The sequence below is a fragment of the Pseudoalteromonas sp. bablab_jr011 genome (assembly GCF_016464045.1).
GTDB lineage: Bacteria > Pseudomonadota > Gammaproteobacteria > Enterobacterales > Alteromonadaceae > Pseudoalteromonas > Pseudoalteromonas lipolytica.
Map to the genome: position 1 here is coordinate 26258 of NZ_JACDWU010000283.1, position 25979 is coordinate 52236.

Annotated in this window: 21 protein-coding genes; 8 read left to right on the forward strand and 13 right to left on the reverse strand. The window is 42.6% G+C overall.

What is annotated here, in order from left to right; translation table 11 throughout:
* Positions 1 to 44: 44 nt before the first annotated feature.
* From greB to JIG41_RS16340, 4 genes are all read left to right on the forward strand, one after another.
* The gene (greB, locus tag JIG41_RS16325; RefSeq protein WP_036973385.1) at positions 45 to 527 is read left to right on the forward strand and encodes a transcription elongation factor GreB; all 483 of its coding nucleotides are present in this window, start codon (positions 45 to 47) and stop codon (positions 525 to 527) included.
* Positions 528 to 643: 116 nt separating this feature from the next.
* Positions 644 to 949, forward strand: a complete 306-nt coding sequence (locus JIG41_RS16330) for a hypothetical protein (protein ID WP_065979403.1) — start codon at positions 644 to 646, stop codon at positions 947 to 949.
* 52 nt (positions 950 to 1001) lie between these two features.
* Positions 1002 to 1583 (forward strand): CBS domain-containing protein, encoded by a 582-nt coding sequence (locus JIG41_RS16335; protein WP_065979404.1) that lies wholly within the window; start codon positions 1002 to 1004, stop codon positions 1581 to 1583.
* A gap of 136 nt (positions 1584 to 1719) precedes the next feature.
* Entirely contained in the window at positions 1720 to 4035 is a 2316-nt protein-coding gene (locus tag JIG41_RS16340; RefSeq protein ID WP_065979405.1) for a Tex family protein, read from the forward strand.
* 94 nt (positions 4036 to 4129) lie between these two features.
* Here the strand turns inward: JIG41_RS16340 and JIG41_RS16345 are convergent, their stop codons facing one another.
* The 5 genes from JIG41_RS16345 to bioH form a co-directional block, all read right to left on the reverse strand.
* Positions 4130 to 9160, reverse strand: coding sequence for a S8 family serine peptidase (locus JIG41_RS16345; RefSeq protein ID WP_199525096.1), 5031 nt, complete (start codon positions 9158 to 9160; stop codon positions 4130 to 4132).
* Between the two features lie 282 nt (positions 9161 to 9442).
* Positions 9443 to 9565 carry a hypothetical protein gene (locus tag JIG41_RS23100; RefSeq protein ID WP_283246079.1) on the reverse strand — a complete coding sequence of 41 codons (123 nt, stop codon included), beginning with the start codon at positions 9563 to 9565 and terminating at the stop codon, positions 9443 to 9445.
* A gap of 107 nt (positions 9566 to 9672) precedes the next feature.
* A complete protein-coding gene (locus tag JIG41_RS16350) occupies positions 9673 to 10533 on the reverse strand; it encodes a putative metalloprotease CJM1_0395 family protein (protein WP_199525097.1) in 861 nt (286 codons plus the stop codon).
* Positions 10534 to 10538: 5 nt separating this feature from the next.
* The gene (locus JIG41_RS16355; RefSeq protein WP_036973397.1) at positions 10539 to 10847 is read right to left on the reverse strand and encodes a hypothetical protein; all 309 of its coding nucleotides are present in this window, start codon (positions 10845 to 10847) and stop codon (positions 10539 to 10541) included.
* A 100-nt stretch (positions 10848 to 10947) separates the two neighbouring features.
* On the reverse strand, positions 10948 to 11685 hold the full coding sequence (gene bioH / locus JIG41_RS16360) for a pimeloyl-ACP methyl ester esterase BioH (protein ID WP_036973398.1): 738 nt from the start codon (positions 11683 to 11685) through the stop codon (positions 10948 to 10950).
* Between the two features lie 58 nt (positions 11686 to 11743).
* Here bioH and JIG41_RS16365 point away from each other — a divergent pair, with 58 nt between their 5' ends.
* Positions 11744 to 12445, forward strand: coding sequence for a ComF family protein (locus JIG41_RS16365; RefSeq protein ID WP_199525098.1), 702 nt, complete (start codon positions 11744 to 11746; stop codon positions 12443 to 12445).
* Here JIG41_RS16365 and JIG41_RS16370 read toward each other — a convergent pair.
* On the reverse strand, positions 12442 to 14991 hold the full coding sequence (locus tag JIG41_RS16370) for a M14 metallopeptidase family protein (protein ID WP_199525099.1): 2550 nt from the start codon (positions 14989 to 14991) through the stop codon (positions 12442 to 12444). The genes JIG41_RS16365 and JIG41_RS16370 overlap by 4 nt on opposite strands.
* A 144-nt stretch (positions 14992 to 15135) precedes the next feature.
* On the opposite strand from JIG41_RS16370, the gene nfuA reads away from it, so the two are divergent.
* The gene (gene nfuA, locus JIG41_RS16375) at positions 15136 to 15711 is read left to right on the forward strand and encodes a Fe-S biogenesis protein NfuA (protein ID WP_036973401.1); all 576 of its coding nucleotides are present in this window, start codon (positions 15136 to 15138) and stop codon (positions 15709 to 15711) included.
* A 12-nt stretch (positions 15712 to 15723) separates the two neighbouring features.
* Positions 15724 to 15993, forward strand: coding sequence for a hypothetical protein (locus JIG41_RS16380; RefSeq protein ID WP_036973403.1), 270 nt, complete (start codon positions 15724 to 15726; stop codon positions 15991 to 15993).
* 4 nt (positions 15994 to 15997) lie between these two features.
* Here the strand turns inward: JIG41_RS16380 and dinF are convergent, their stop codons facing one another.
* Positions 15998 to 17332, reverse strand: coding sequence for an MATE family efflux transporter DinF (gene dinF / locus JIG41_RS16385; protein ID WP_199525100.1), 1335 nt, complete (start codon positions 17330 to 17332; stop codon positions 15998 to 16000).
* Between dinF and JIG41_RS16390 the strand changes: the two genes are divergently transcribed.
* Entirely contained in the window at positions 17309 to 18340 is a 1032-nt protein-coding gene (locus JIG41_RS16390; protein WP_065979412.1) for a polysaccharide deacetylase family protein, read from the forward strand. The two genes, dinF and JIG41_RS16390, sit on opposite strands and share 24 nt — an antisense overlap.
* Here the strand turns inward: JIG41_RS16390 and JIG41_RS16395 are convergent.
* The 6 genes from JIG41_RS16395 to JIG41_RS16420 form a co-directional block, all read right to left on the reverse strand.
* Positions 18330 to 19361 (reverse strand): chemotaxis response regulator protein-glutamate methylesterase, encoded by a 1032-nt coding sequence (locus JIG41_RS16395; protein ID WP_036973406.1) that lies wholly within the window; start codon positions 19359 to 19361, stop codon positions 18330 to 18332. The genes JIG41_RS16390 and JIG41_RS16395 overlap by 11 nt on opposite strands.
* Positions 19362 to 19369: 8 nt before the next feature.
* A complete protein-coding gene (cheD, locus tag JIG41_RS16400; RefSeq protein ID WP_036973407.1) occupies positions 19370 to 19987 on the reverse strand; it encodes a chemoreceptor glutamine deamidase CheD in 618 nt (205 codons plus the stop codon).
* Positions 19971 to 20801, reverse strand: coding sequence for a protein-glutamate O-methyltransferase CheR (locus tag JIG41_RS16405; RefSeq protein ID WP_199525101.1), 831 nt, complete (start codon positions 20799 to 20801; stop codon positions 19971 to 19973). Before JIG41_RS16405 ends, cheD begins: the two co-directional genes overlap by 17 nt.
* Positions 20802 to 21059: 258 nt before the next feature.
* Entirely contained in the window at positions 21060 to 23387 is a 2328-nt protein-coding gene (locus tag JIG41_RS16410) for a methyl-accepting chemotaxis protein (RefSeq protein WP_199525102.1), read from the reverse strand.
* A gap of 29 nt (positions 23388 to 23416) precedes the next feature.
* Positions 23417 to 23902 carry a chemotaxis protein CheW gene (locus JIG41_RS16415; protein ID WP_036973411.1) on the reverse strand — a complete coding sequence of 162 codons (486 nt, stop codon included), beginning with the start codon at positions 23900 to 23902 and terminating at the stop codon, positions 23417 to 23419.
* Positions 23899 to 25977 (reverse strand): chemotaxis protein CheA, encoded by a 2079-nt coding sequence (locus JIG41_RS16420; protein ID WP_065979416.1) that lies wholly within the window; start codon positions 25975 to 25977, stop codon positions 23899 to 23901. Before JIG41_RS16420 ends, JIG41_RS16415 begins: the two co-directional genes overlap by 4 nt.
* Positions 25978 to 25979: the final 2 nt, after the last annotated feature.

Sequence of the window (25979 nt, forward strand, 5' to 3'; positions counted from 1 at the left end):
GACTTTTATACCGTGCGGCAGGTTTTCTTGTGAGGCTAAGTAAAATGGCAAAAACAAATTTAATTACGCGTGAAGGTTATCAACAATTACAACAAGAACATGACTATTTGTGGCATGAGAAGCGTCCTGAAATTACCAAAATTGTCACGTGGGCAGCAAGCTTAGGTGACCGTTCTGAAAACGCCGATTATCAATTCAATAAACGTGTTTTACGACAAATAGATCGCCGCGTACGTTACCTAAGAAAACGTATGCCAGACCTAAAAATTGTTGACTACAATCCGCAACAAGCAGGCAAAGTATTTTTTGGCGCTTGGGTTGAAATTGAAAATGAACAAGGCGACATCAAACGATTTCGTATTGTGGGCCCAGACGAAATTTATGAGCGTAAAGATTATATTTCTATCGACGCACCTATGGCGCGTGCGCTATTGGGTAAAGAAGTGGATGACGAATTTTCGGTCATCACACCCGAAGGCACAAAAGAATGGTTCGTCAATGAAATAACTTACCCTAACGCACCCTAATTTATCTTTAAATATTCAGAAAACATTAATTAGTGATTGTCTACTCTAAAAATGTGTTCTATAACTAAAGAGACTCAAGACGCATTTAGTGCTTGAGGTTTTAGAAGGTAGTAAGTATGTCAAACCTAATACATCGCATCATGAGTAATGCCATTGTATTCGCACTTTTAATGAGTGCGAGTTTGATATCTTACGCCAATGACATTGAAAGCCACTCAGACAGTGTTACGCCAACCGCACATTTCATTGCGTGCGACAGTACAGACCCAGCCAATACAGATACTGACTTTGACAAACATACCCCTTCGCTGATTGCCAGTGCAGATCAACCACTGCCAGATGGCCGTGTTGCGGTGTATGTTAATCCTTGTTCTGTTATTTCTGTGTTCAGCGCGCATCAGCGAGGTCCCCCTGCTTTTTAATTAACTCAAAATTGTTTCAATTAAAGTTTTATTAAAATGTATGGTGATCAAAATGAATAATTTCAAAGAATTACGTCTACAAGACATTTCAAATGGCGCATTATCTAATGCTGTAAATGAAGTTGAGCCAACCCTAGACCTAACCTCTCCGGCGCTTAAAGTATTAAATAGCTTCACCAGTAAAGACCCGTTACGCGCTCATTACGACACAACGATTGTTAATGCGCTGAAACAAACTAGCAATCACTGTTCTGACTTTATCTTAGTAATTGATAGTGAAGATAAGTTACTGGGTATTACATCAAGTGCTGACCTGCAAAGCTCTAAGATTATGATGCTTGCACAGCGCTTAAACCTGCACCGTGACGAGATTACATTACACGATGTAATGACACCGCTTAGTAATTTAGCGGGTGCAAGCTTACAAAGCATTAGTTACGCATGCATTGGCGATGTACTACAAACAATGGAGCATCAAGGTATGATGTTCTTGCTAGTCACCAGTAAAGAGCATGAAATTTGTGGGCTAATTTCTGCGCGTCAAATTGCTAAAAAGTTACATATTCCTGTTAATATCAACCCCATTGCTAATAGCTTCAGTGAAGTGATGCAACACATCGATCACCCTCACTAAGTATTAAAATTTGCGTTGTGAAGAACTATTTCAGCGGGCCTTAAAAGCAGTGCTTTTAAGGCCTTCTTATTGTGATATTATTCAGGCAATTAATCTTCAGTTTTACTGATTTTCTATTTTTTAAAAAGGTTTATGCATGAGCAATATCTCTGCACGCTTAGCGACTGAGCTAAATGCCCAGCAACCACAAGTTGTTGCTGCAATCAAATTACTTGATGAAGGTGCCACAGTACCTTTTATCGCGCGTTATCGTAAAGAAGTAACGGGTGGCTTAGACGACACGCAACTGCGTTTACTTGAGCAACGCCTATCGTATTTACGTGAACTAGAAGAGCGCCGTAGCTTTATACTTGCCACGATTAAAGAGCAAGGAAAACTAACAACCGAGCTCAGTGCGGATATTAATAACGCGGACAGTAAAACGGAGCTTGAAGATTTATATCTGCCTTTCAAACCTAAGCGCCGTACCAAAGGGCAAATTGCAATTGAAGCAGGTATTGAACCACTTGCTGATGCCCTGTTTAATGATCCAAACTTAGACCCTGAACAACACGCCACTGACTACATCAATGCCGATGCTGGTTTTGCTGATACGAAAACAGTACTCGATGGGGCTAAGTTCATTTTAATGGAGCGCTTTGCTGAAGATGCTAAGTTGCTTGCAAAATTCCGCAGTCATATAAGTCAACATGGTCAAATTGAGAGCCGCGTTATTGCTGGCCAAGAAAATGATGGCGCAAAATACCGTGATTACTTTGAACACCAAGAGCCACTAAAAAAAGTGCCTTCTCACCGTGCTTTAGCCATGTTAAGAGCACGAAATGAAGGCGTATTGCAGCTCAATATTAACCCTGAACCCAGTGCTGAAAATCCGGCACAAATCTGCGCACAAATGATTGCCGATCATTATCGCTTAGATGTTAGCAACTCAGCAGCGAGTGCATGGTTAATGAGCGTAGTGCAGTGGGCGTGGAAAATTAAATTAAGCTTACATCTTGAAAATGAGTTTTTAGGGGCGATGCGCGAAAAAGCCGAAACCGGTGCCATTGACGTATTTGCAAAGAACTTAAAAGACTTATTAATGGCAGCTCCGGCTGGTCCTCGTACAACATTGGGCCTAGATCCAGGTTTACGCACGGGCTGTAAAATAGCTGTTGTAGACAGCACTGGTAAACTATTAACGACACAAACTATTTTTCCACATGCCCCTCAAAATCATTGGGAAAAATCACTGCGCACGCTTGAACAGTTATGTCGCCAGCATAAAGTTGAGTTAATCGCCATTGGTAATGGCACCGCATCTCGTGAATCAGACAAACTCGTCGCAGAGCTTATAAAAGCAAACAGCGAGCTTAACCTTAACAAAATTATGGTCAGTGAAGCTGGAGCATCTGTTTACTCTGCCTCTGAGTTTGCTGCGAATGAATTCCCTAATCTCGATGTATCGTTACGTGGTGCTGTTTCAATTGCGCGTCGTTTACAAGACCCCCTTGCAGAGCTTGTTAAAATTGAACCTAAGTCAATTGGTGTGGGCCAATACCAACACGATGTGTCACAAAGTCAGTTGGGGCAAACTTTGACTTCGGTGGTTGAAGACTGTGTAAACTCTGTCGGTGTTGATTTAAATATGGCTTCAGTGCCGTTACTTACTCGTGTATCGGGTTTAAACAAAACTCTGGCACAAAACATTGTTAACTACCGTGATGCGAATGGCTCATTCAGCAAGCGTTCTGAGCTTAAAAAAGTAGAGCGTTTAGGGCCAAAAGCATTTGAACAAGCCGCGGGCTTCTTACGTATCACTAATGGTACAGACCCTCTTGATAAGTCATCAGTTCACCCTGAAGCCTACCCGATTGTTAAGCGTATTTGCGAAAAGAACAACCTGGATGTCAATAGCTTAATCGGTAACTCAGATATACTAAACAAGCTTGTTGCGAACGACTATATTGACGACAAATTTGGTTTACCAACCGTCACAGACATCATTAAAGAACTTGATAAGCCAGGCCGCGACCCGCGCCCTGAATTTAAAACGGCCGAGTTTAAAGCCGGTGTTGAAACAATTAACGATTTAAAACCGGGCATGATTCTAGAAGGTGTGGTGTCAAACGTAGCAAACTTTGGTGCCTTCGTTGATGTAGGTGTTCACCAAGACGGTTTGGTGCATATTTCTGCTATTACGAATAAGTTTATCTCAGATCCGCGTGAAGTAGTCAAAGCGGGTGACATCGTAAAAGTAAAAGTGCTTGAAGTGGATGCTGCTCGTAAACGTATTAGCTTTACCATGCGCTTAGACGATGATGTTGATACCAGCAATAAAGCGGCAACTACAAGCAAACCTGCCGCAGCTCAAAAAGTAAAAAACACGTCTAAACCAAAACGTGACTTTGGTAATGCAGCCATGGGCAATGCCTTTGCCGATGCCTTTGCCAACGCTAAAGTTAAAAAGTAGCCATTATATTAGGCTAATAAAAAACCGCGTAAGTTATGAAGCTTACGCGGTTTTTTTGTTTTTAAAGGCTCACTAAAATGAGCCTTTAAAGCGATTACTTACGACGACGTAGTGCAAGTAATGGAAGGAGTAACACGATGAAGTGACCGAATGAACCACTTGATGAGCTCTTCGCTTCCACCTCTGTATCAGGCGTTACTTTAACTGGATATTCGCAGCTACCATTATCTTTATTTGCATTCGCATCGTAGTTAGTTGCAGCTGAATCAGTACAACCTAACTCTATTCCGTCAGACTCAACCGTCAGTAAAAACTCTTGGCTTATTTTGTCTGATGGGTTTGCTTTATCATGCACTGTAACTGTAACAAGGGTTTCTCCAAAGAAATGTGGTTCAGGGATCAGGTTAAACGACATACCGTTCACCTCAGCTGACACATGTTCACCCGTGATTACTAGCTCATTTGGCGATTGATCAGCATCAATAACCATCACTTCAATGCCATCAATACGACCATTTTCAGCAACCGTCATATTAACCATATCAGCCATTTTCAGATTGCTTTGTACATCAATCGAGTGCATTAATGTACCTGACTCTTGGCTACCTAATTGATAATCAAGCGCGATGTCTTGCATGGTGCCTTTCGCTTCTGGCTTTATTGTCGCTGTAAAGTTAAATTCAACTTCACTTTGCTCAGGGCCCACGTAATCAAAACAAATGACTAAGTCATCTTGTAAGATTTTACCAAGGTCATCGAAACCGATCACATTGCTTAGAGCACCGTCTTTGTAGCCCGCGGTTGTAGCATAAACACTGTCACCACCTTCAATAAAGATAGTGCCTGTATCAATATCAGCACCTAGATTGTCGTATGCAAAAATCGCTTCAAACTTACCTTCATGGTCATCAATACCACTGCGTAAGATCACTTCATAATCATAAGTATCACCCGTATTCTTGTCGGTAACATTATCAAATTCCATGAACAGAAGGTCACCAAGATCAGGACGTTCTTCTGCATATTGACTTGCAATTGTTAACCCTGTTGGATCGCTTGGATCACGTAGATTAGTGATTTCAAATGAACCACGCCAGAACGGGGCTAATGCTTCAACTAAGAAACCTGGACCACGGTGCGCACTCATCATCCACCAAATTGGTGTAAATTGCATAGCACCTGTTGGGTGTAAACGTACTTCGTTGTTGTTTGCTTGATTATAAACTTCAAACTTAGCGCCTTGTTTGTAGAATAACCAATCAATTGGTACATCAAAGTAAACATTTGAGCCACCTTCATACCAAGAAGCATCAGGTTGAATGCGGAAGTCACCCCATAAATCGATGTAGCCACCTGTTGAGTACTCATCGATCATTGGCGTTTTACACATTTCATTAGTGATGTTATTCGTGACAACATAATCACGCTTAACATTGCGAGTAGCCTCTTGAGTCCCTTTAATTGTTAAAGTGTTGCCCTCTACTTCCAATGAAGCAGCAACTGACTCGTTGTTAGAAGTCAATGTATCAGGCCAAACTTCCATGCCCTCAGGAATGGTTAACGCTAAAGCGTAATCGCGCGCGTTAGATTCATAGTTAGCTTTGAGTTTCACGTTAACATTTACAAGATCCATAGCGCGTGCTGAGTCTTGATCAATATTAAGGGTTAACGCTTCAGCGTCACGTTTAAAGTTAACTGATGTAAACCCTAAAGTCCCTTCAGCACCTTCTGAATCACCCAGTTCAAAACCACCGTAATACACATCGTTTAGCTGCGCTTCTGGTAGATTCCAATTAATCGCAATTTCATAGTTACCATTACCTGAATGTTGTTGTGGAGCCGACACACTGAACTCACCCGTATTTTGCTCTTTCACAAATGCATAGTGAGTCACTGTTTGATAACCCACATCGCGTAAACCAGCTAACGCTGCGGTAGCGAACCAGTATTTACCAGGCTTAGGATCGATAATATTACAGTAGTTATCCTCAACACTGCTTGAAGAATAACAAATCATCTCTTCGTTCAGTGCTTTAATTAATGCATTTGGATCTTCAGCAATCTCTTCATCCGACACCATGAACGAGCCACTACCATTCGCATCATAACCCACCACTAAGTGTGCTTTTTTAATTTGCCAACGCGGTTCAACGATATCTGATAAATCAGTCGTTTGCTCTGTTGATGCCACTTTAATCATCAGGCGTTTTGTACCTTCAGGTACCTCAATTGCCTGAATATCCCATGCTTTTTCTACACGGTCTTTCGTTACATAAGGTGATACACCTAAGATATTGGCTGTTACTTCAGTTGGTTTTACAAGGCCATAATAAGTTGGTGTAAACTCACTGTAGCTGTCAGTATTCACAACGATTGACTCTGATGCATTGGCACGAGCCATATCGATATCAACCATGGCTGGAAGCTCATCAATGACATTTTTAGCCGCTAATGTGAAGTGAGCATCAGGTGAATTACCATCGGTATTTTTAAAAAGTACTTTACCGTTAAACCACGCATTTTTGTTTATAATGCTGTCCCATGGTGCGCCGGGTTCTGCTGGGTCTAGTTTAGACTGAATGATATTCGGTAACTTCATCGTTACCATCACGTCTTGTGTTTCACCCGCTTTAAGTGTGAAGTTACTTGGTGTAACACTCACTTCGACACCCGCACTTTCTTGCTCGCCTTCAATACCCCAACCATAGGCTGTTGTATCCCACGAACCATCTTTAGTCGCTTTCACTGTGCGCATCCAAGAACAGGTCAGTTCACAGTCTTGGTTTACTAATGTCGGCAGGTTTAACCACTCCACTAAACCGCCATTACGCGGGTTAGCATTGTGATAGTTTTCGATTGTCTCATCCATGATAAGACCTGCATTTGCCGCTTGCGCAACATCAATTGAGCCACTTCCCGTCATGAAGTTGTAGTAAGGGTCAACTAACGTAACACCGTTAGAAATGCGCACTTTATTCGCCGTCATCATCAGAGCCGATTGTACTTCAGCAGGCGTCCAATCTGGGTGCATTTGCATCAATAAAGTCATGGCGCCGGTTACATGCGGAGTAGCCATTGACGTACCACTCATGAATGTCCAGTCTGATGCTCTAGGATTGGCAGTGAATGGTTGGTCATCAGCATTCGCAGCATAAATATCAACACCTGGTGCCGTCAAATCAGGAACAAGGTTGTTAATATAATAACTTGGGCCCATAGAGCTAAAAATAGCGAGCTGGTTGCCAGCTTCTTCGTCAAACGAATAGTTATTTTGCGGCTCACCAATAGTCGCAATTGCAGCGCCATCAGAGTTAGCATTCACCCAGTTGCGAATAGCAAAACGCGCACTTGAAGATAAGTGAATACCTGGGATCACATAGTTATCTGCAACAACGTTCTCGCCAAAAGCAATATTTTGCAGGATAAAACCACCTGCGCCACCCGCAGCTACGTTTTTCGCTTTATCAACACGCGCAATATCACCACGTAAACACACCACTATTTGGTCTGCGGTGAAAGTACCCGCAGGGAATGGGGCATTACAGCTAGCTGCATCATAGCCATCGTCAGCATTAGGGTCGTCGTAATTCTCAGCTAAAACAACCTCACCAGTAATTCCACCAGCGAAACTCTTACCTGCATACTCACCAACAGAAGGTGCACGTGTACCTTGGAAGTTGTTAATGGTTTTAACACCTAATTCCATCACGCGATCATGCGTTGATGCCCCCACTGTCGTCACCCAAGGTGATGTATGATCCGCAGACATATAGTACGGACCTGAGTTACCCGCAGCAGCGGCAACAGAAATACCGGCCTCACGTGCGCTTAAAAATGCCATTTCCATTGGATCTTCCCACGGGAAGCTTTCACCGCCACCGATTGAGAAGTTAATCGCATCAACGCCATCTTCAATTGCATCTTCAAAAGCAGATAAAATCGCCGACTCAGGACAACCAGCGTATAAGTCGCCCGAGTTGCCCGCGTGACATACTTGGTATGAAATAATGTGCGCGCGCGGTGCAACACCACTGGTGTGATCAAAGGTAAATGGTAAGTTTTCACCATCACTCACTTTCTCACCGGTGGCTGCTTGAAGTGGCGTATTCTCTATGTAGTTACCCGCGGTTGTGCTTGCAGTATGTGAACCATGACCGTTGTAGTCTTCACCGTTCTCTGGACGACGATCAGCACGTGCAAATCGATAGTCTGAATTCGCAGCCGTAATTTCAGGGTAAGAGCGAACACCAATTAACTTGTCATTACATAACGTAGGATCAGCTTCACAATCACCAACGAAGTTACCTGCACCAAATGGATTTGATTTGCTGTACTCTTCATCGCTTGCAAACGCAGGGTGGTCAGTATTGATACCTGTATCAATAATACCTACAACCATGCCTTCGCCTTTAACACCCACTGATGATGCAGGTGTAGCACCTTGCCATAATTGATCTGCGCCAATAAACTCTGGGCCACGGTCTGTACGTAGTTCGAAAATACGGTTTGGTGTGATGCGTTTCACACCCGATTGCTTAGCCAGTAGCTCAGCATCCGCCTGCGTCATTTCGACAACAACGGCATTGTTTGCTAACGTAAATTGTTTTTTAACATCAATGCTAGCACCCACGGCACGTGCCTTGCCTAATACAGATGTTTGGCGCTGCTTTAAGAAACCCTGATAAGCACGCACCTTATGTGCCGATGTATCCAAGCGCTCATTAACCATTAACGAACGAGATTCAGTAACCGCTGTTGCAGTAAAGCCCTGAATGTCACCTTGGTAACTCGCGACTGGCTCTTCAGTCATTTGAACGATATAAGTTTGAACACCTGTCACACCCTCTTGAGGCTGGAACACATGTTCTGGTTGTTGATTTTGATAATGTTGATTTAAACGCTCAACACTGCCCTTTAATAAGCTTGGATGATCAGCAATTTGTTTTTGTTCTTGATACTTTGCGATATCTTCAGCTGTAAATGTTGGCTGATAAAAGCCTTTGTCTGACACTTTATTAAAGCCCGGCTCTGCCGCAGCATAACCTGAAGTACCTACATACAATGCTGTAAGTACTGCAACTGAGCTCTTTTTCAAGTGTGCTATTTTATTATTGCTAGGTTGCATATGATTCCCACTGATTTAATTTAAAACAGCTTTGCTTACGCAAAAGCTGAGACACTAAATTCTATTAGCAGACAGACATATACAGGCGGCGTTATGAAGGGTCAAACTGTGAGGTATACATTTCAGACACAAAATTAACACCATGTAAACATCGAAGTGGTGATATATAAAGCGTTGCGGATTATTTATACAAAATGTAGCTTTTTGTAGAAAACACTATTGCAGGAAAAGAAATAATATATAAAAAGAAGCTAGCGAAAGGTTCGCTAGCTTGCTAATTAACTAAAAATTATAACGAATTGAGAAGGTAAAATTTGAATAGTCGTTTACATCTCGATACGCTGCGGTCACTAACCAATCAGCTGTAATCGCATAATTTGCACCGACAGTTACTACATATTTCATATTAAATCATCCTTATTTAAAATCGTGGACAATTTAACAGAGCTAATTACAACCTAAAAATAGGAACAACCCTATTTATAGTAAGTAATGTGTAAGAAAATGTGAGGTTAAATAACCGCAGAAAATTGGTTTTGAGCCGCAGCAGAGGTTGCCGCTTGATAGAAATTAGCAATTCGTTGAGCGCGTTGATCTACTTCCACGTCACGCTTTGCTGTTTTAGTCTCCGATGCACTCACTTGCGAACTATCATCATTAGCAAATTCACGGTTAATTCTAAATGACGCTTGCCCATTTTGCTGCTTATCGTCATCAGACTGAGTCGCTAACTCAGCTTGAGCCGCCGCAAGTTTTTGCGTTGCATCTGCCGCTATAGCACGGTCAGCACCTGAGGGTTCTTGTGGAGCAAGCGCTGCTGCTCGTACAGTTTGCATTTTTTCAATGGTGGCTTTTGGATCCCCCTCGATTTGTGCAACATCGATTTGAACCTCTCCACCAACAGCGTAATTAGTACCATCGGGACCGCGCTGATACTCATAACTTGGCGCACCCGCATATTGCCCACCGACAGATGCATGTGCTTGCTCGTGAATGCGCACTTCAGTATCACGGGCTTTTAATTCCTTTATTTGTTCCGCATCTTGCTGCTCTTGTTCAGCAACTTGTTGCTCTTTTTTTTGTTCTTGCTTTGTTTCTTGTTGCTCTTGTTCCGATTGCTCAGAATCGCCTTGTTGGCGTTCTTGAACTACGGTGTTGTCATCAAGACGGCCTTTCGCATCATAGGTGCCAGCGTCAGTGCCTGGTTGTCTGGCTTTTTCGCCATCGTTTAAAGTTTTATTTTCAGTGTTACTGGGTTTGGTTGCCGTAGGTGCGGGGATTACCTCGCGCAACTGGTTATCACGGCGCGCACTTTCTGTATGCACATTCGCAGTGTTTAAGTTAATGGCCGGATAAGGAGTAACGATGTTCATGATATTTATACTTTAATATCGATTAAAGTGCCCAGTACCTCATCCGCGGTTTGAATGCTATTGATATTCGCCTTGGCATTAAACTCTTCTACTTTTAAGTTGACCAACGACTCATCAATACGCGCGGGTTGTGATACAGGAGGCGTGACTGCTTCATCGGGGCGAGCGGCTTGTAATTGGCGCTGCTGCGCAAGCTGAGCATCATCTTGTTGATCTATTGAGGCACGGCTAATCTCTGCGCTTGCCTTTTCAATACCTTGGCTAGCACGGTTATAACCTTCTACCGCATTATTAAAAACAGAACCGATTGCCATGATGGTCTCCAACAGTGAGATCTAACCGTAATTATCGCTCACAAAACGAACAAAATAAAGTATAATCCCGCTATTTTTATGGCCTCAAGCTAGGTTTTGTTTAACACACTGATTTAAGAGCTGTTATAAATGCCTCTTTGTGAGAAATAAACGGGGCATGGGATGCTTTATCAATTACCTCGTAGTCAAAATTAGGCTGCAGCGCCTGCATTTTCTTAAGAGCACGATAAGGCACTAACGCATCTAAGCGACCAAAAATGCCGACTATAGGCACCGTTAACTGTGCAAACATAGCGCGTAAATCATCGTGCTGTAGTATATCGAGTCCTGCACTTAGCGCCTGCTCTTTGGGAGCGGGGTATTGATTCAATAATAATTTTAGCTGCTTTATATCATCACGAGCAGACTCACTGCCCATAGCTTGAATAGCGAGAAAGCGTTCTATGGTTTTTTCTCTATGGCTCACTAACTGATCTTTAAACGCATTCAGGACGTCCGGCTTAATACCAGGCCAATCATCGTGCTGGGCAAAAAATGGGGTTGATGCTACCAGCACAACTTTGGCCACTTTGTCAGGCCAGTGCGCAGCAATATACAAAGCAAACAGCCCTCCCAGTGACCAACCGACAAGTATTGATCCTTCATTTAGTTCGCTACTGAGCTGCTCTGCCGCAGCATGCAAAGTGTAAGGTGTTGGTATTGACTGTGCGTTACCAAACCCAGGTAAATCTAAGCAGCGAACAGCGCCATCATGAAAAAACGTAAGTTCAGGCATAATGACTTGCCACACACCTTGATTCATTCCCCAGCCATGTAACAACACCATTTCATTTTGCATATTTATAAACTCTCAACCACACTTAGCGCTCATAATAGCGTTTAAAGGAATGAATGCAATGGCGGGCTTAATTCAGGCGTTTAAAGTCGCTTTAGATGCGCTGTTCCCAAATTTTTGTTTGGGTTGCAAGGACCACATTGAAAGTAATCAGTCACTCTGCCCACACTGTATGGATGACCTTGCACTTTTTGACTTAGCACGTCATCCAAACCTTTTACATCGCCCCGATATTTGTGACGCTTTTCCTGACTGTCATTTTGATCATCTCATTGCCTGTGCGTGGTATCAAGCACCCTATAAACAATGGCTCATACAGTTAAAATTTAACAATCAACAGCATTATAAAGTGGCTTTACAGCAAATCATAACCAAACAGCTGCAGCATGCCCTTGCAGCAAACACACACTGGCCTGATGTATTTATCATAATGCCGTTACATAAAAGGCGTTTTTTATCGCGTGGCTACAACCAAGTAAGCCAAACGTGGTTACCGGTTCTAGAGGGCTTACAGCAAGACGTTATTACGCCTCTTCATAAACAAAAAGCCACCCAGCCACAATCAAAACTAAGTAAAACAAAACGGGTAAAGAATGTAAAAAATGCGTTTGTATGTCAGCAAGATCTGACAGGGAAATCGGTGGCTATTGTTGATGATGTGATGACCTCTGGTGCTACATTAAACGCAGCAACAGAGGCATTAAAACAGGCAGGGGCCAAACAAGTATGGGCAATCCTTACGTGTTTGACTCCCCTTAATTAGTCACCCGATGCACTAAATGCATGACCAAAGAACAATGCATTACTTAGTAATCGGCTTGTTCCATACCAGTAACCTCGAAAAACGGGGTTATCAGTCATACCAATCACACTGCCTTTTCCGTAAGAGTGCGCAATTAAACCTGCAGCACCGACTACCTGCTCCACATTGACATCATCGGTAAAGCCTGCAAGTAATGGCGTGTCTGTATAAGTAAGCACATTAACAAATGGTGCTTCCGATTTTTCAAGTAACCAAGTGCTATTTTTAAATACAGGTAAGGTATTGCGCTCAAGCGAGAACGTCAGTGGGTGCGATAAGTCAACGTGAGTATTAAAGATGGCACCTGCAATGCGTTGGCGCCCTGCTAAGTCATCTTTATCGGCATAAGTAAGGCCTTTTGTATCAAATGCACTTGCAACATCACGGCGTGACAAATAATTCGCTTTTAATAGTTGCTGATCCGCTAAGAATTTTGCACCGCCTTTATGGCCCCAGATTACCCCGCCTTTACGAACCCACGCTTTTATTGCAATTTTAGTCGCATCATCAAGGCGATTATAATTACCATGCGCAAGCACAATATGGCTGTACTTATCGAGGTTAATATTATCTAAACGCTCCATTTCAATAATACTCGGGGCAATATCAACAAAGCGATCAAGGTAATACCACACTTCGCCAAGCTCATACTGGCTGGTTCCTTCGCCACCAATAAGCAGTACCTTAGGTGCTTTAACAACAGCCATAGAACGAGACCCTAAATCAGCCCCTTTCACTGTTAAACCAGAGCTGATGGGAACAATTTCAATACCGAAATCTGTTTGTGCTTGGTTTAAATAACGCACCCAATTAGGGTCTGTTTGAATACCGGCTGGTAATAAAATACTGCCTGGCTCAAAAGCAACCTCACCTGCGGGTGTTTTTGCTGTAAGTGAACTAAGCGCAACACGTGCTTGAACACCTTGCTTAAGTAAGTTATTTAACATTTTAGGAGCAAGGTAGTCATCCCACTTAAATGCATAAGCATAGCTTTGTGGTAACGCAGCGAAGCTTGATTTAACCGTTTTCTGCCACGGCATTTTTGCAATGTTTAAGCCCCAATTGCTGCTCACTTTGGCAAACTCTAAATTAAATGCATGGGCCAATGTCCAGCCCGAAACATCATAAAAAGTATTGTCAACAAAGCGTTGTTGCTCGCTAAAAATCGCTTTTACTAAACGAAATTGTGGCTGTGCTAATGGCACGTAGTAGCTTTTTTCAGAAAAGCTCTGACCATTCACTTTTAAGGGCTCTTCAAGCAGATACGCATTGATTTGGTGTTGCTTTAACACGTCTAAAAAATACGCCATGCGGCTATTATCAGCGCCGCCTTTTACCACATAGCCTTTAAAATCTTCATCGCCAGCAAGATCCGTAGCTTTAGTGTAAAACTCAGCTTGATAGTCTAGTAAGTCTTGGCGATTATCAATCGCTGCTTGGAATGTAGATAAGCTCGTTAACAGTTGATTTTTAATAGTAAATGGAAAACTCAACGGGCCGTTAATTGTTTCTTGTAAGTGCCCACGAGAACTTGCTTGTTCAAATAAAATACCCACGCCACCATTTACATCTGGGTAGGTTGACCCCTTGCCATAGTAAAAATCGTCAAAGCTTTCTTCAGTAAAATACAGCGCATTATGCTCATCAAGCGTCTTTGCATGATAATTTGCAATTGCTTTCGTTAATGTCACATTTTCTTCTGGTGTAATTGGGTGTTTACGCGTTGGTATTCCCGGTTGAAAGAAGAATGTGCTATTTGGGCCCATTTCATGAAAGTCAGTTAAAATATTAGGCTTCCAGTGATGGAACTGGGCAATACGCGCACGTGACTCAGGGTGTTGTAGTAACAACCAGTCACGATTTAAATCAAAAAGATAATGGTTAGTACGGCTGCTCGGCCAGCTTTCACGGTGCTCACGTGTTTCAGGGTCCGATGATAAGTTCATGCCTCGATTGCTATTTGCCCAATTCGCAAAACGCGCTAAGCCATCAGGATTCAAAGAAGGGTCTAATAGAATAACGGTGTTGTTTAATAAGGTGTCAATTTCAGGCCCTTGTGCCGCTGCAAGATAATAAGCAACTAATAGCGATGCGTTGCTACCTGAAGACTCATTGCCATGCACACTGTAACCCATCCACACAACCGCAGGTTGCTTGCTTGAGTCAGTATTTCCACCGCTTAAGCGAGCTAAATGTGCTTTACGAATCTGCTCCACTTGGCCTAATTTATCTGGCGCAGTAATCGTTAACATGACCAAGGGTCGCTGCTCGTGCGTCCGGCCAATTACTTCAATGTTAATACGCTCACTTTTGTCTGCCAATATTTGCATATACTGAACAAGTTGATCATGGCGTACATGCCACTCGCCCACTTCGTAACCTAAAACCTCTTGCGGGGTTGGAATAAGCGGATCAAATTTCACATCTTCTTCAAAATAATAGGAAAGTGGTTTTGCTAATGCTGAAAAACTCACTAGCATGGTTAATATTGTTATTATTAAACGCATAGATAGCACCTGTTATTGTTTGATGTTTTCACGCTACCATTCGATAAAATAGATGCAACTTTTTACGCTCAACACTGGCGACAACACGATGAGCGGAGTATGATAGGCAGTATCCGAGTAATTTAGTCAAGTATAGTTCGTTTTATGATTTCTATTTCTGAATCTGCACAATCTCATTTTGCTAAACTTTTAGCAGACCAAGCTGAACAAACTAACATTCGTGTGTTTGTTGTAAACCCAGGTACTTCGCAAGCTGAGTGTGGTGTTTCTTACTGCCCTGAAGACGCAGTTGAAGCAAGCGACATTCGTTTACCATTTAATGGTTTTGATGCCATTGTTGATGCAGAAAGTGCTCCATTCTTACAAGAAGCTGAAATCGATTTTGTGACTGACAAAATGGGTACTCAGCTAACGCTTAAAGCACCGAATGCAAAAGCACGTAAGCTGACCGACGATGCGACGCTTCAAGAACGTGTTCAACATATGCTTGAAACCGAAGTTAACCCGCAACTTGCTAACCACGGTGGCCAAGTAAGCCTTGTGGAAATTACAGCCGATGGTATTGCAGTACTGCAATTTGGTGGTGGCTGTAATGGTTGTTCAATGATCGATGTGACGTTAAAAGAAGGCATCGAAAAAGAAATGATCGCTAAATTTGATGAGATCACAGGGGTGAGAGATATTACTGATCACAACCCGGGTGAGCACTCATACTACTAATTAGCGCTTAAGATGCTTAAGCAGTGGGTTTTTCGCTTAGGTAGCGACCCCAAATTAAGCCTAAAACGCTTTCTTCGCGGCTTAGCACTGTTTGTGCTAGCCGTGATATTCATTGCTATCGGCTATTATGGACCCGCAATTTTCCAGCTTGTGGGGCTTGTCATTTTAGCTGTTGCATTGTTTTTTGCATTTTGGGGCTACTTAGGTATTTTTGCGAACCGTTTCGCACAAGTGCTTAAGCGTACATCCCCTAAAGATGATGACCCTGACCTGTGGAAATAACCACTCAAATTAACAACTGTTGTTGCTTAACCATTGCGCGATAACGTAGCCATAACGTAATGCCACGCAATAACATAAAGCTTGTCATAGCGAACCATAATCCATGATTTTGCCAGTCGCTTACCAACCAAAATAACCCAAAGAAACCAAATGTCGCGCTTATTAGCATGGTATTTCGCATGTCTTTTGCGCGTGTTAAACCAACAAATACACCATCGAATAAAAAGCACCCCATAGCCGCAATGGGCAATATAATGACCCAAGGTAAGTAGTGTGTAGCCATACTGACAACCTCAGGCACATCGGTTAAAAGGCGAATAATAGCGCCACCAAACACTAAAAAAATCAGACTATAAAAGAGCGCAAAGAGTCCTCCCCAGAACAAGCTTAAATTCACCCAAAGTTTGATCTGTTCAACACTCTGCTCCCCTTTAGCTTTGCCTACTTTTGCTTCGCTCGCATAAGCAATACCATCTAAAGCAAAACTCACCAACATCAGAAAGTTCAGCAATACGGCATTAGCTGCTAATGTTGTTTCACCGATTCTAGCGCCATAAAAAGTCATAAAGCTAAAGCACAATTGCAGTGCCAGTGAACGAATGAAAATATCGCGGTTTAAATTAAGCAGCTCGCCTATTTTAGCTACGCTTAACCATGCTTTAACGGCCAAATTAATACCTTGCTTTTTAGCAAGTTGTAACACCAGAAAAACAGCAAAACCGAATGCGATATAATCGGCAATAAGCGAGGCCCAAGCCGCGCCCGCCACTCCCCAATTAAGAAAAACCACAAAGTAAATATCGAGCACAATATTTGTGATATTGGTAATTAATAATAAATAAAATGGACCTCGTCCATAATGTACACCAAGCATCCACCCTAATAGCACCAAATTACACAGGGCCGCTGGCGCACTAAAAATACGAACAGAAAAATAGCTATACGCCTGTTCTAACACAGCTTGATTGGCATTTGACAAGTAAGCCATTAAGGATTGAATTGGTGTGCTGAGCGCGATTAATAACAACGCAACCCCAGTTGCAAGCAACAAACTACGCTTTAACAGTTCACCTAGCAAAGTAAGGTCATTTTTACCGTAAGCTTGTGCCACCAGCCCCGTCGTACTCATTCTTAAAAAGCCTGCCAGCCAAAATAGTAACGAAATAACCGTAGAGCCTAATGCTATCCCCGCCAAGTAGTGAGCACTTCCTAAGTGACCAATCACGGCAGTATCAACTAATCCTAACAGTGGGACAGTAATATTTGATAAGATCATTGGACCGGCTAATAACAGCAAACTTTTATGGTGTGCCTTATGACGTTTAAGAAAATGTTTCATGTAATTTTTGCAGTCCTGTTAGGTTTATCAATGCGTGCCCACGGCGCCGTTATTTTACAGTATCATCATGTGAGTGAAACCCTTCCTGCGGTCACCAGTGTCAGCAGTGAAACATTTATAAAACACATGCAGTATTTAAAAGATCATCACTTTACTGTAGTGCCATTAAATGAGCTAATTAGTTCACTGCAATCTGGCAAAGAATTAACCGATAAAACCGTCGCAATTACCTTTGACGATGGTTATAAAAACAATTATGAACAAGCCGCGCCAATTCTTGAGAAGTTCGGCTACCCCTACACTATTTTTGTTAATCCTAAACTGATTGATGAAGGTAAAAGCTATGTCATGACATGGCAGCAATTAAAAGCGCTTTCTAAAAAAGGGGCACTTATTAGTAATCACACCCAAACGCATAATTACATGCATTTAAAGCAACAGGGTGAAACTGACGCACAATGGCAAGCACGGACTAAAAACGACATTCTCGCAGCACAAAAGCGTATCAAAGAAGAGATTGGTCATGACTATAAATACGTAGCCTATCCCTATGGCGAATTTAATAATTCACTTCAAGCACTGGTTAAGTCAATTGGCTTTGTTGGTATTGGTCAACACTCAGGTGCGGTGGGTATTCATTCTGACTTTACCCGTTTACCACGCTTCCCTGCATCAGGCTTTTACTCAAAACTTGATACATTATCGACAAAATTAGCGTCACAGGCTTTCACTATCAAAGCGTTAAATTACTCAGACAGTGTTACTAACGAGAATCCACCTAGCTTAAGTATTCAATTTGATATGCAAGACTTTCATAAAAGCCAATTTGCGTGCTATGTCTCGGGGATTGGTCAAGCAGACTTAAATTGGACAAGCAAAGACACGGTGCAAATTATCTCGCCAGCTAAATTGAAAAGTGGCCGTTCACGTTTTAATTGTACGGCCCCTTCGATTGAGAAAAAAGGCAGCTATTATTGGTTTTCACAGCCTTGGGTGATCACACCTTAACGGCCTGCTTAAGCATTTGCGCGGTAATTTTATCAAGACGCACAATTTCATGAGCCGCATCCAGCTCGATAGCGGCTTTTGGCATGCCCCACACCACTGACGATAACTCGTCTTGAGCAATTGTATAAGCACCCGCTTGTTTTAATGCCAGTAACCCTTTCGCGCCATCACTCCCCATGCCAGTGAGTAACGCGGCAATCGTGGCTTTTGGACACGCAACCAATAACGAATTAAACAATACATCCACTGCAGGTCGATGGCGATTAACTAATTCAGATGTATCGAGTTGGCAATACAAAGCAGAACCTTGTTTTACAATACTTAAATGTTGATCGCCCGGTGCAATGTAAGCCCAACCGGGGCGTAATTTATCACCGTGCTCTGCCTCTTTGACATTAATTTTACAGGTACGATCCATACGCATAGCAAACGAAGTGCTAAATACTGGCGGAATGTGCTGCGTAATGACAATAGGTGGACATTGCTCAGGCATACGCACCAAAACCTCTTTAATTGCCTCGGTGCCACCTGTCGAAGCACCAATCGCCAGCACACTATTTGCTTTAAATTGTAAGGTTGATAAGGCGCTATCGGCTTCTAGGCTCTGCTCCTTGAATGCGCGAACCCGAGCACCAGCCGCTGTACGTATTTTTTGATGTAATAAATGCGCATACCGCTGCAAACTTTGAGACACGTTAGCAGTCGGTTTTGCTATAAAATCAACCGCTCCCGTTTCAAGCGCTTCGAGGGTAATGGGCGATCCCTTTTGTGTTAATGTTGATATCATTACCACCGGCATAGGCCGTAGACGCATTAAGTTTTTAAGAAAACTTAAACCATCCATTTTGGGCATTTCAATATCAAGCGTTAACACGTCAGGGTTGAGGCGTTTTATTTGTTCTCTCGCTTCGTAGGGGTCTTCTGCAGACCCCACAACGTGAATATCATCTGCTTGCTCAAGAATCTCTTTAAGCAATCCGCGTATCAAAGGAGAATCATCAACAATAAGGACTTTGATCATATGCTCTCCTAAAATAGCTCAATATCCGTTTTTGCATCTTGTTGCTCAATTTCGTGTAAGTATTTAACTTCACGTTCTTCAAGTTTATCTGTATGTAGTTCACGTAGCTTTTTCACCTGTGCTTTTCCCGTTTGCGGATCAAAGATGATCTTACGAGGCCAAGGTCCACCTACATCGTGAGATACTAAATCTAAACCCTCTTCAAGTACATAAGCATTTGCAAAACGAATATTACCCACCCCGATATCTGTCATGGAACGAATAATTTTACCCCCGCCGAATAACTTTACTTTTAAGTTTCGTTTTGAGGCACCATTTTTCAGAATTTCATTGATCAAGTACTCCATAGCCCAGTTGCCATAACGGCAATTAAGACTATGCGCATTGGCGGGATCAACGCCTTTTTCAATCGGTAACATAAAGTGATTCATGCCACCAATGCCTAACCCATCATCGTAGATACACGCTGCAATACAAGACCCTAACACCGTGGTGATGAGTTCATCCGATTTTGAAACATAGAATTCACCCGGCAATACTTTCGCTATCACCTTTTGCCTGCGGTTATCCCAAAAGCGTTTTACATGCTCAAACCCTGGTAAAACTGCTTTATAATGAGTGTTCATAGACCACCTTTTGGTAGATCGTTTGGCCTAAATTCTTAAATTCTCTGTGATCTTTGCCGAGTGTCTCTGAGTGCCCCAAAAATAAATGGCCTGAGTTACTAAGTAACTCATAATAGCGTCGAAAGAGTGTATCTTTGGTCGACTTATCAAAGTAAATCACCACATTGCGACAAAAAATCATATCAAAAGGACCTTTCATTGGCCAACTTTGCAGTAAGTTTAAGCGCTTAAAAAAAATGTTTTTTTGTAGCGCTGGTTTCACTTTATAAAGCTGTCCATCGTGGCTTTTTAGAAACCAACGTTTAAGCTGACTGTCTTCTAAGCCATTTACATTCGCAGCCGTGTAAGTGCCTGCTTGTGCTTTCGAAAGCACATTAGAGTCAAGATCGGTGGCCAGTATTTTCACATCCCAATCTTTTGGAAATAAATCACTTAGGGTCATTGCAATTGTGTAAGGCTCTTCACCTGTAGAGCACCCAGCCGACCAAACACGTACTCGCTTGCTCTTCGCATTAGAAACGAGCAGCTTAGGTACAATGGTATTTTTTAAGTAACTAAAGTGATGAGGCTCACGAAAGAAAGAGGTTAGGTTGGTGGTAATTGCATTAATAAACTCGCTAAACTCATGCTCTTTATGCTCTTCTAAGTAATCTAAGTACTCTTTAAAGCTTTTAAGCTTATGAAGCCGTATACGCCTTGCTAGGCGTGAATACACCATTTCTCGTTTATGTTCAGCAAGCACAATACCGCAAGCATCATATACCTGTGACGAAATGTTTTTGAAATCACTGTCTGTCAGTAAAAACTCTTTCATGTCTGGACCCACTAGCCTCAAAGAGTGCGCGCATTATAGTCAAACCATTAACTTAAGTGGTTAATCAGTCCCGCGGGTAAAAACAGCGAGACGATCATAAGCGTGTTAAGCATGATTGCACCGATACGTAAGGTAACCCACTGCAGGTAAGCGGTTACTCATGGTCCCCTTACCTTGGTCACCTTGCCGTGTCTTTTTGCTCAATAAGCTGTGTTAGTTCACACCATTGACATTCACTATGGTGAAACGGCAAGCGTATTAAAACTCTTCCCACTCATCGCCTGGATCAACAAAGTTATTTCCTTTGGGAGCTGAGCGCCCAGACGGGCTCGATTGTTTAATCGGTGACGCTGTCACTCTGCTTGTGATGTCTGTTTCCTCTTGATTCGATAGCGAGAAGAAGTTAAGCAAGCGGCGCATATCATTGGCTTGTTCTGCCATTGATTCACCTGCTGCAGATGCCTGCTCAACAAGCGCCGCATTTTGCTGTGTCATTTCATCCATTTGTGCAATGGCTTTATTTACTTGCTCAATACCTGAGCTTTGCTCTTCCGATGCCTGCGCAATATCCGAAATCATGGCCGTTACGCGTTGTACCGCTGTGACAATTTCTTGTAACGTTGAACCTGATTCATTCACCAATAATGTGCCATCTTCAACTTTGCCGACACTGTCGCGAATAAGCTCTTTAATTTCTTTTGCCGCAGCAGCTGAGCGCTGTGCAAGATTACGCACTTCACCCGCAACAACCGCAAAGCCACGCCCTTGTTCACCAGCACGTGCAGCCTCTACCGCGGCATTTAATGCAAGTAGATTAGTTTGGAAGGTAATTTCATCAATTACACTGATGATATCTGCTATCTTCTTACTCGATTCATTAATAGCCGACATACTCGTTACGGCACGGTTGACAACCTCACCTCCTTTTTGTGCCTTGCTACGAGTCTCTTCGGCAAGCTCGTTAACCTCTTTTGCATTATCGGCATTTTGACGAACTGTACTGGTCATCTCTTCCATACTTGATGCTGTTTCTTCAAGCGAAGATGCCTGCTCTTCAGTACGTTGACTTAAGTCTGCATTGCCTTGCGAGATTTCTTCTGCACCACTGGCCACCAGTGTCGCTGATGTATTTATGCGGTTAATAACCTCCGTTAACTTATCAGCCGTGGCATTCGCATCGCGTTTTAATTTATCAAATGAACCTTGGTACTCTTGTTCAATACGCTTAGATAAATCACCATTAGCCATAGCATCAAGCATATTGGCAGTGTCTTTTACGGCATCATCTACAATACCCACTAAGCTATTTAGACCCTGCGCTAAACGTAAGAAGAAGCCTGTTTTACCCGCAATTTCAACTCGTGCCTCTAAATCACCTTTACCTGCAGCGGTTACCAGACCGGCGATTTCTTTCTCGATAGCAACTTCTGCGGTTCTATCTTCCCACTCAACAACCGTTCCAATTCGTTCGTTTTCAGGGGTAAAAATAGGGTTAGCTACCAAACCAAAAGTACGTCCACCTACTTGAATCTCAGTGCTGTAGGTATCACTCAGTTTTGATAATAAATTACGTTGATGTGCAGGGTTTTTATGGAACACATCAATATTCTGACCGAGTAAATTACTGCTGTTAAAGTTAGGCAGGTCTTTACGAAGATCGCTCTCTGCCACTTTCATCATATTGAGCACCGCTTCGTTCATATAGATGATGTCGTTATTCGCATCGGCAATCATGGTGTTAGTGCCTACGCGGTCAAGCGCGCGACGTACGCGTAGATTCTCTTCAGCTTCACGCTTTTCGGCTTCTGCTTTATTGACACTGTCAGTGATATCTTGCCATTCAACAATTGTCCCTAAACGCTTACCCGACGAATTAACCCAAGGGGTTGCAATCAAGCTAAAAATAAGACCCGCTAAGCGCAGCGTCGTTTTATAGGGTTCAGATAAATTCTTTAGTAATTCACGTTGATGTGAAGGATGCTTATGAAAATCATCAACACAGGTGCCAATTAAATTTTCAACAGAAAAGCTAGGCAGCACTGTTTTCAATGCGGCTTCACGTGCTTTGAGCATTTGCTTCACTTGCTCATTTACAAACACTATTTCTAAATCATTGTTAGCCATCATCACATTTGCTTGGCATACACGCAGTGCATTTGACAGGTCAGCATCACGTTTAGATTGTTTTTCAAGCTCCTTCTGTGCAGTGATATCGCTGGCGAATTTAATCACTTTGACTACGCTACCATTGCTATCAATAATTGGGTTATAGGTTGCTTGGATCCAAATTTCTTTGCCGTTTTTACCGAACCGTTTAAATTCATCCGAAATAAATTCACCGCTGCGCAAGCGCTGCCAAAACTGTTGGTATTCGGGACTTTGTGCATCTTCTTCTGCAATAAACATTGAATGATGTTGACCCTGAACTTCTTCTAGCCGATAGCCCATGGCATTTAAAAAATTTGCATTGGCAGTAATGATCGACCCAGACGGTTGAAACTCAATCACTGCAAGCGATTTATTTAATGCTGCAACAACCAAATCATTATTTGACTCAACATTTTTAGGACTGCTAAACCATCCCATACCCTTCACCTTCTTGTTAATCTACCCAATTAAATGTCCATTGTTTTTTGTAGGTCGAGTAACGCGACCATTTTTTCACCCACATTTACTAACCCCGCAACGTACTGTGCGTTATCTGAGTCAGATAGATGTGGCACTGCTTTTGCCTCATGCTCAGCAATGCTATAGACATCCGAAACAGCATCAACAACGATGCCTATAATTTTACTTGCGTTCTCTAACTCTACTTTCAGTACAATCACCACTGTGAGTGGCCCATACTCAATAGCCGGAATACCAAATCGCAACCGCAAATCAACAATAGGCACTATCGTGCCACGTAAGTTGATCACCCCCTTGACGAAATCGGGTGAGTTTGGAATAACCGTTATTTCTTCCCAACTGCGTATTTCTTGCACAGTTAAAATATCTACACCGTACTCTTCTTCAGCCATAAAGAAGGTTAGAAACTGTTTAACATCTTGGTCTTGCTCAATATTCAGCTTATTATGTAGGTCATCGTGTGCTGCAATCATGACGCCTCCAAGTTAGCTTTTGACTCTATTATTAGCTCTTGACTGCCGGGCTTTCTAAGCCCTGATAACTTAATTAAGCCACTAATATCAACAATGAGTGAAACGCGGCCATCCCCTAAGATTGTTGCCCCTGAGACGCCATCGACCTTTTGATAATTCGCCTCTAAGCTCTTAATAACAACCTGTTGCTGGGATAATAAGTCATCAACCAATAAACCAATTTTTTGGTTGTCACTTTCCACCACCACCAGTAAGGTTTTATCCAGTGTTTCAATCGCACCTTGATGATTAAAAATACTGTATAGACGTAAAATCGGGATGTATTCATCGCGTAGCCGCAACACATCCAAATCTTTTCCAACTCGACTGACCTTCGTGATATCGATTTGCAACGATTCAATAATCGAAATAAGTGGAATAATGTAGGTATGCTCAGCCACACGAACAAGTTGACCATCTAATATAGCCAGCGTGAGTGGTAAGCGAATGGTGAACGTTGAACCAACACCTGGGGCAGACGACACTTCAACGGAACCACTCAAGGCTTCAATATTTCGTCTAACCACATCCATACCAACACCGCGACCCGACAAGTCGCTCACTTGGTCAGCCGTTGAAAAGCCGGGTAAGAAAATTAGTTCGTTAACTTCATTATCAGACAGATCGTCGGCTTCTGATATCAAGCCATTTTTAATGGCTTTTTCGCGAATTTTGGTGGTATTGAGGCCTTGTCCGTCATCCATAATTTCAATGACAATATTGCCACCTTGATGAAAGGCATTAAGCGTCACGGTACCAACCGGATTTTTACCGGCAGCAACACGTTTATCGACCGTTTCAAGGCCATGATCAAGCGAGTTTCTAACCAAATGCACCATCGGGTCAGAAATCTTCTCCATCACCGTTTTATCTAACTCAGTTTGCTCACCAAGTAGTTTCAGTTCGACTTGTTTGTCTAGTTTTTGCGAAATATCGCGGACTAAACGAGGAAAACGACTGAACACAAAACTAATAGGCAACATTCTGATACGCATAACACTTTCTTGTAAATCGCGGGTGTTATGTGCCAGTTGAGCCAGCCCCTCTTGCAACGATGCAATCGTGGCTTCAGTAATTTCTTGCTCACCTAATTGAGTCAGCATAGCTTGCGTGATGACTAACTCACCAACCATGTTGATTAAGGAGTCAACTTTATCAATACCAACACGGATTGAGGTGGATTCGGTGTTGGTTGTTGTTGATTTTACAGCAGAGACTTTCTTTACTTCGGCATCGGGCTTGGTGGCTGCTTTTTCATTTTTGTTGTCAGTTTCAACCTGCGTTGATGGCGCCGCGCTCACAGCGACTTCATCACCAAATAAACCGCCGCATAAGGTAATCGTAATATCGGCGTCATCCTCAACCCATTCGAAAATTTCTTCGATACAACTCTGGTCTTTTTCTGTGGTTAAGAAAAAACGCCACGACAAAAAGCAATCTTCGGGGGCGAGGTCGGTAATATCAGGAACAGCATCTTGAAACGCTTGAGTTTCTAAGTCACCTAACTCAGCTAATTCACTGATCATGTACAGCGGTTCATTGCCGGTTTTAAATAAGTGATGATGTGGTTTAAAATCGATTTGGAAAGTATTAATACTGTTTTCGCTGAGTGGCTCCTGCACAGGCTCTGCCACTTTACTTGCCGCACGCATACCGAGTATTTCTTCGAATTTGATTCGCAGTTCATCCGCTTCGGTTAAGTCGGGTTGCTGCTCTGCTTGCAATGCTCTAAGTAAAGCTCGTAAACAATCTACTGATTTTAGTAATAAGTTTACATGTTCAGCCGTTAAATCTCGTGAACCTTCCCGAATTTGGTCTAACAGCGTTTCTAAAACATGGGTAAAATCAGCAACAGAATTAAAGCCAAATGTACCACTGCCCCCTTTAATAGAATGCGCGGCACGAAAAATAGTGTTGATTGTTTCTGAGTCTTCTTCGCCCGGAACTAAGTTTAATAACTCAGCCTCCATAGCATCCAGTCCTTCAAAGCTTTCTTCGAAAAACACTTCATAAAATTGGCTTAGATCTATACTCATGC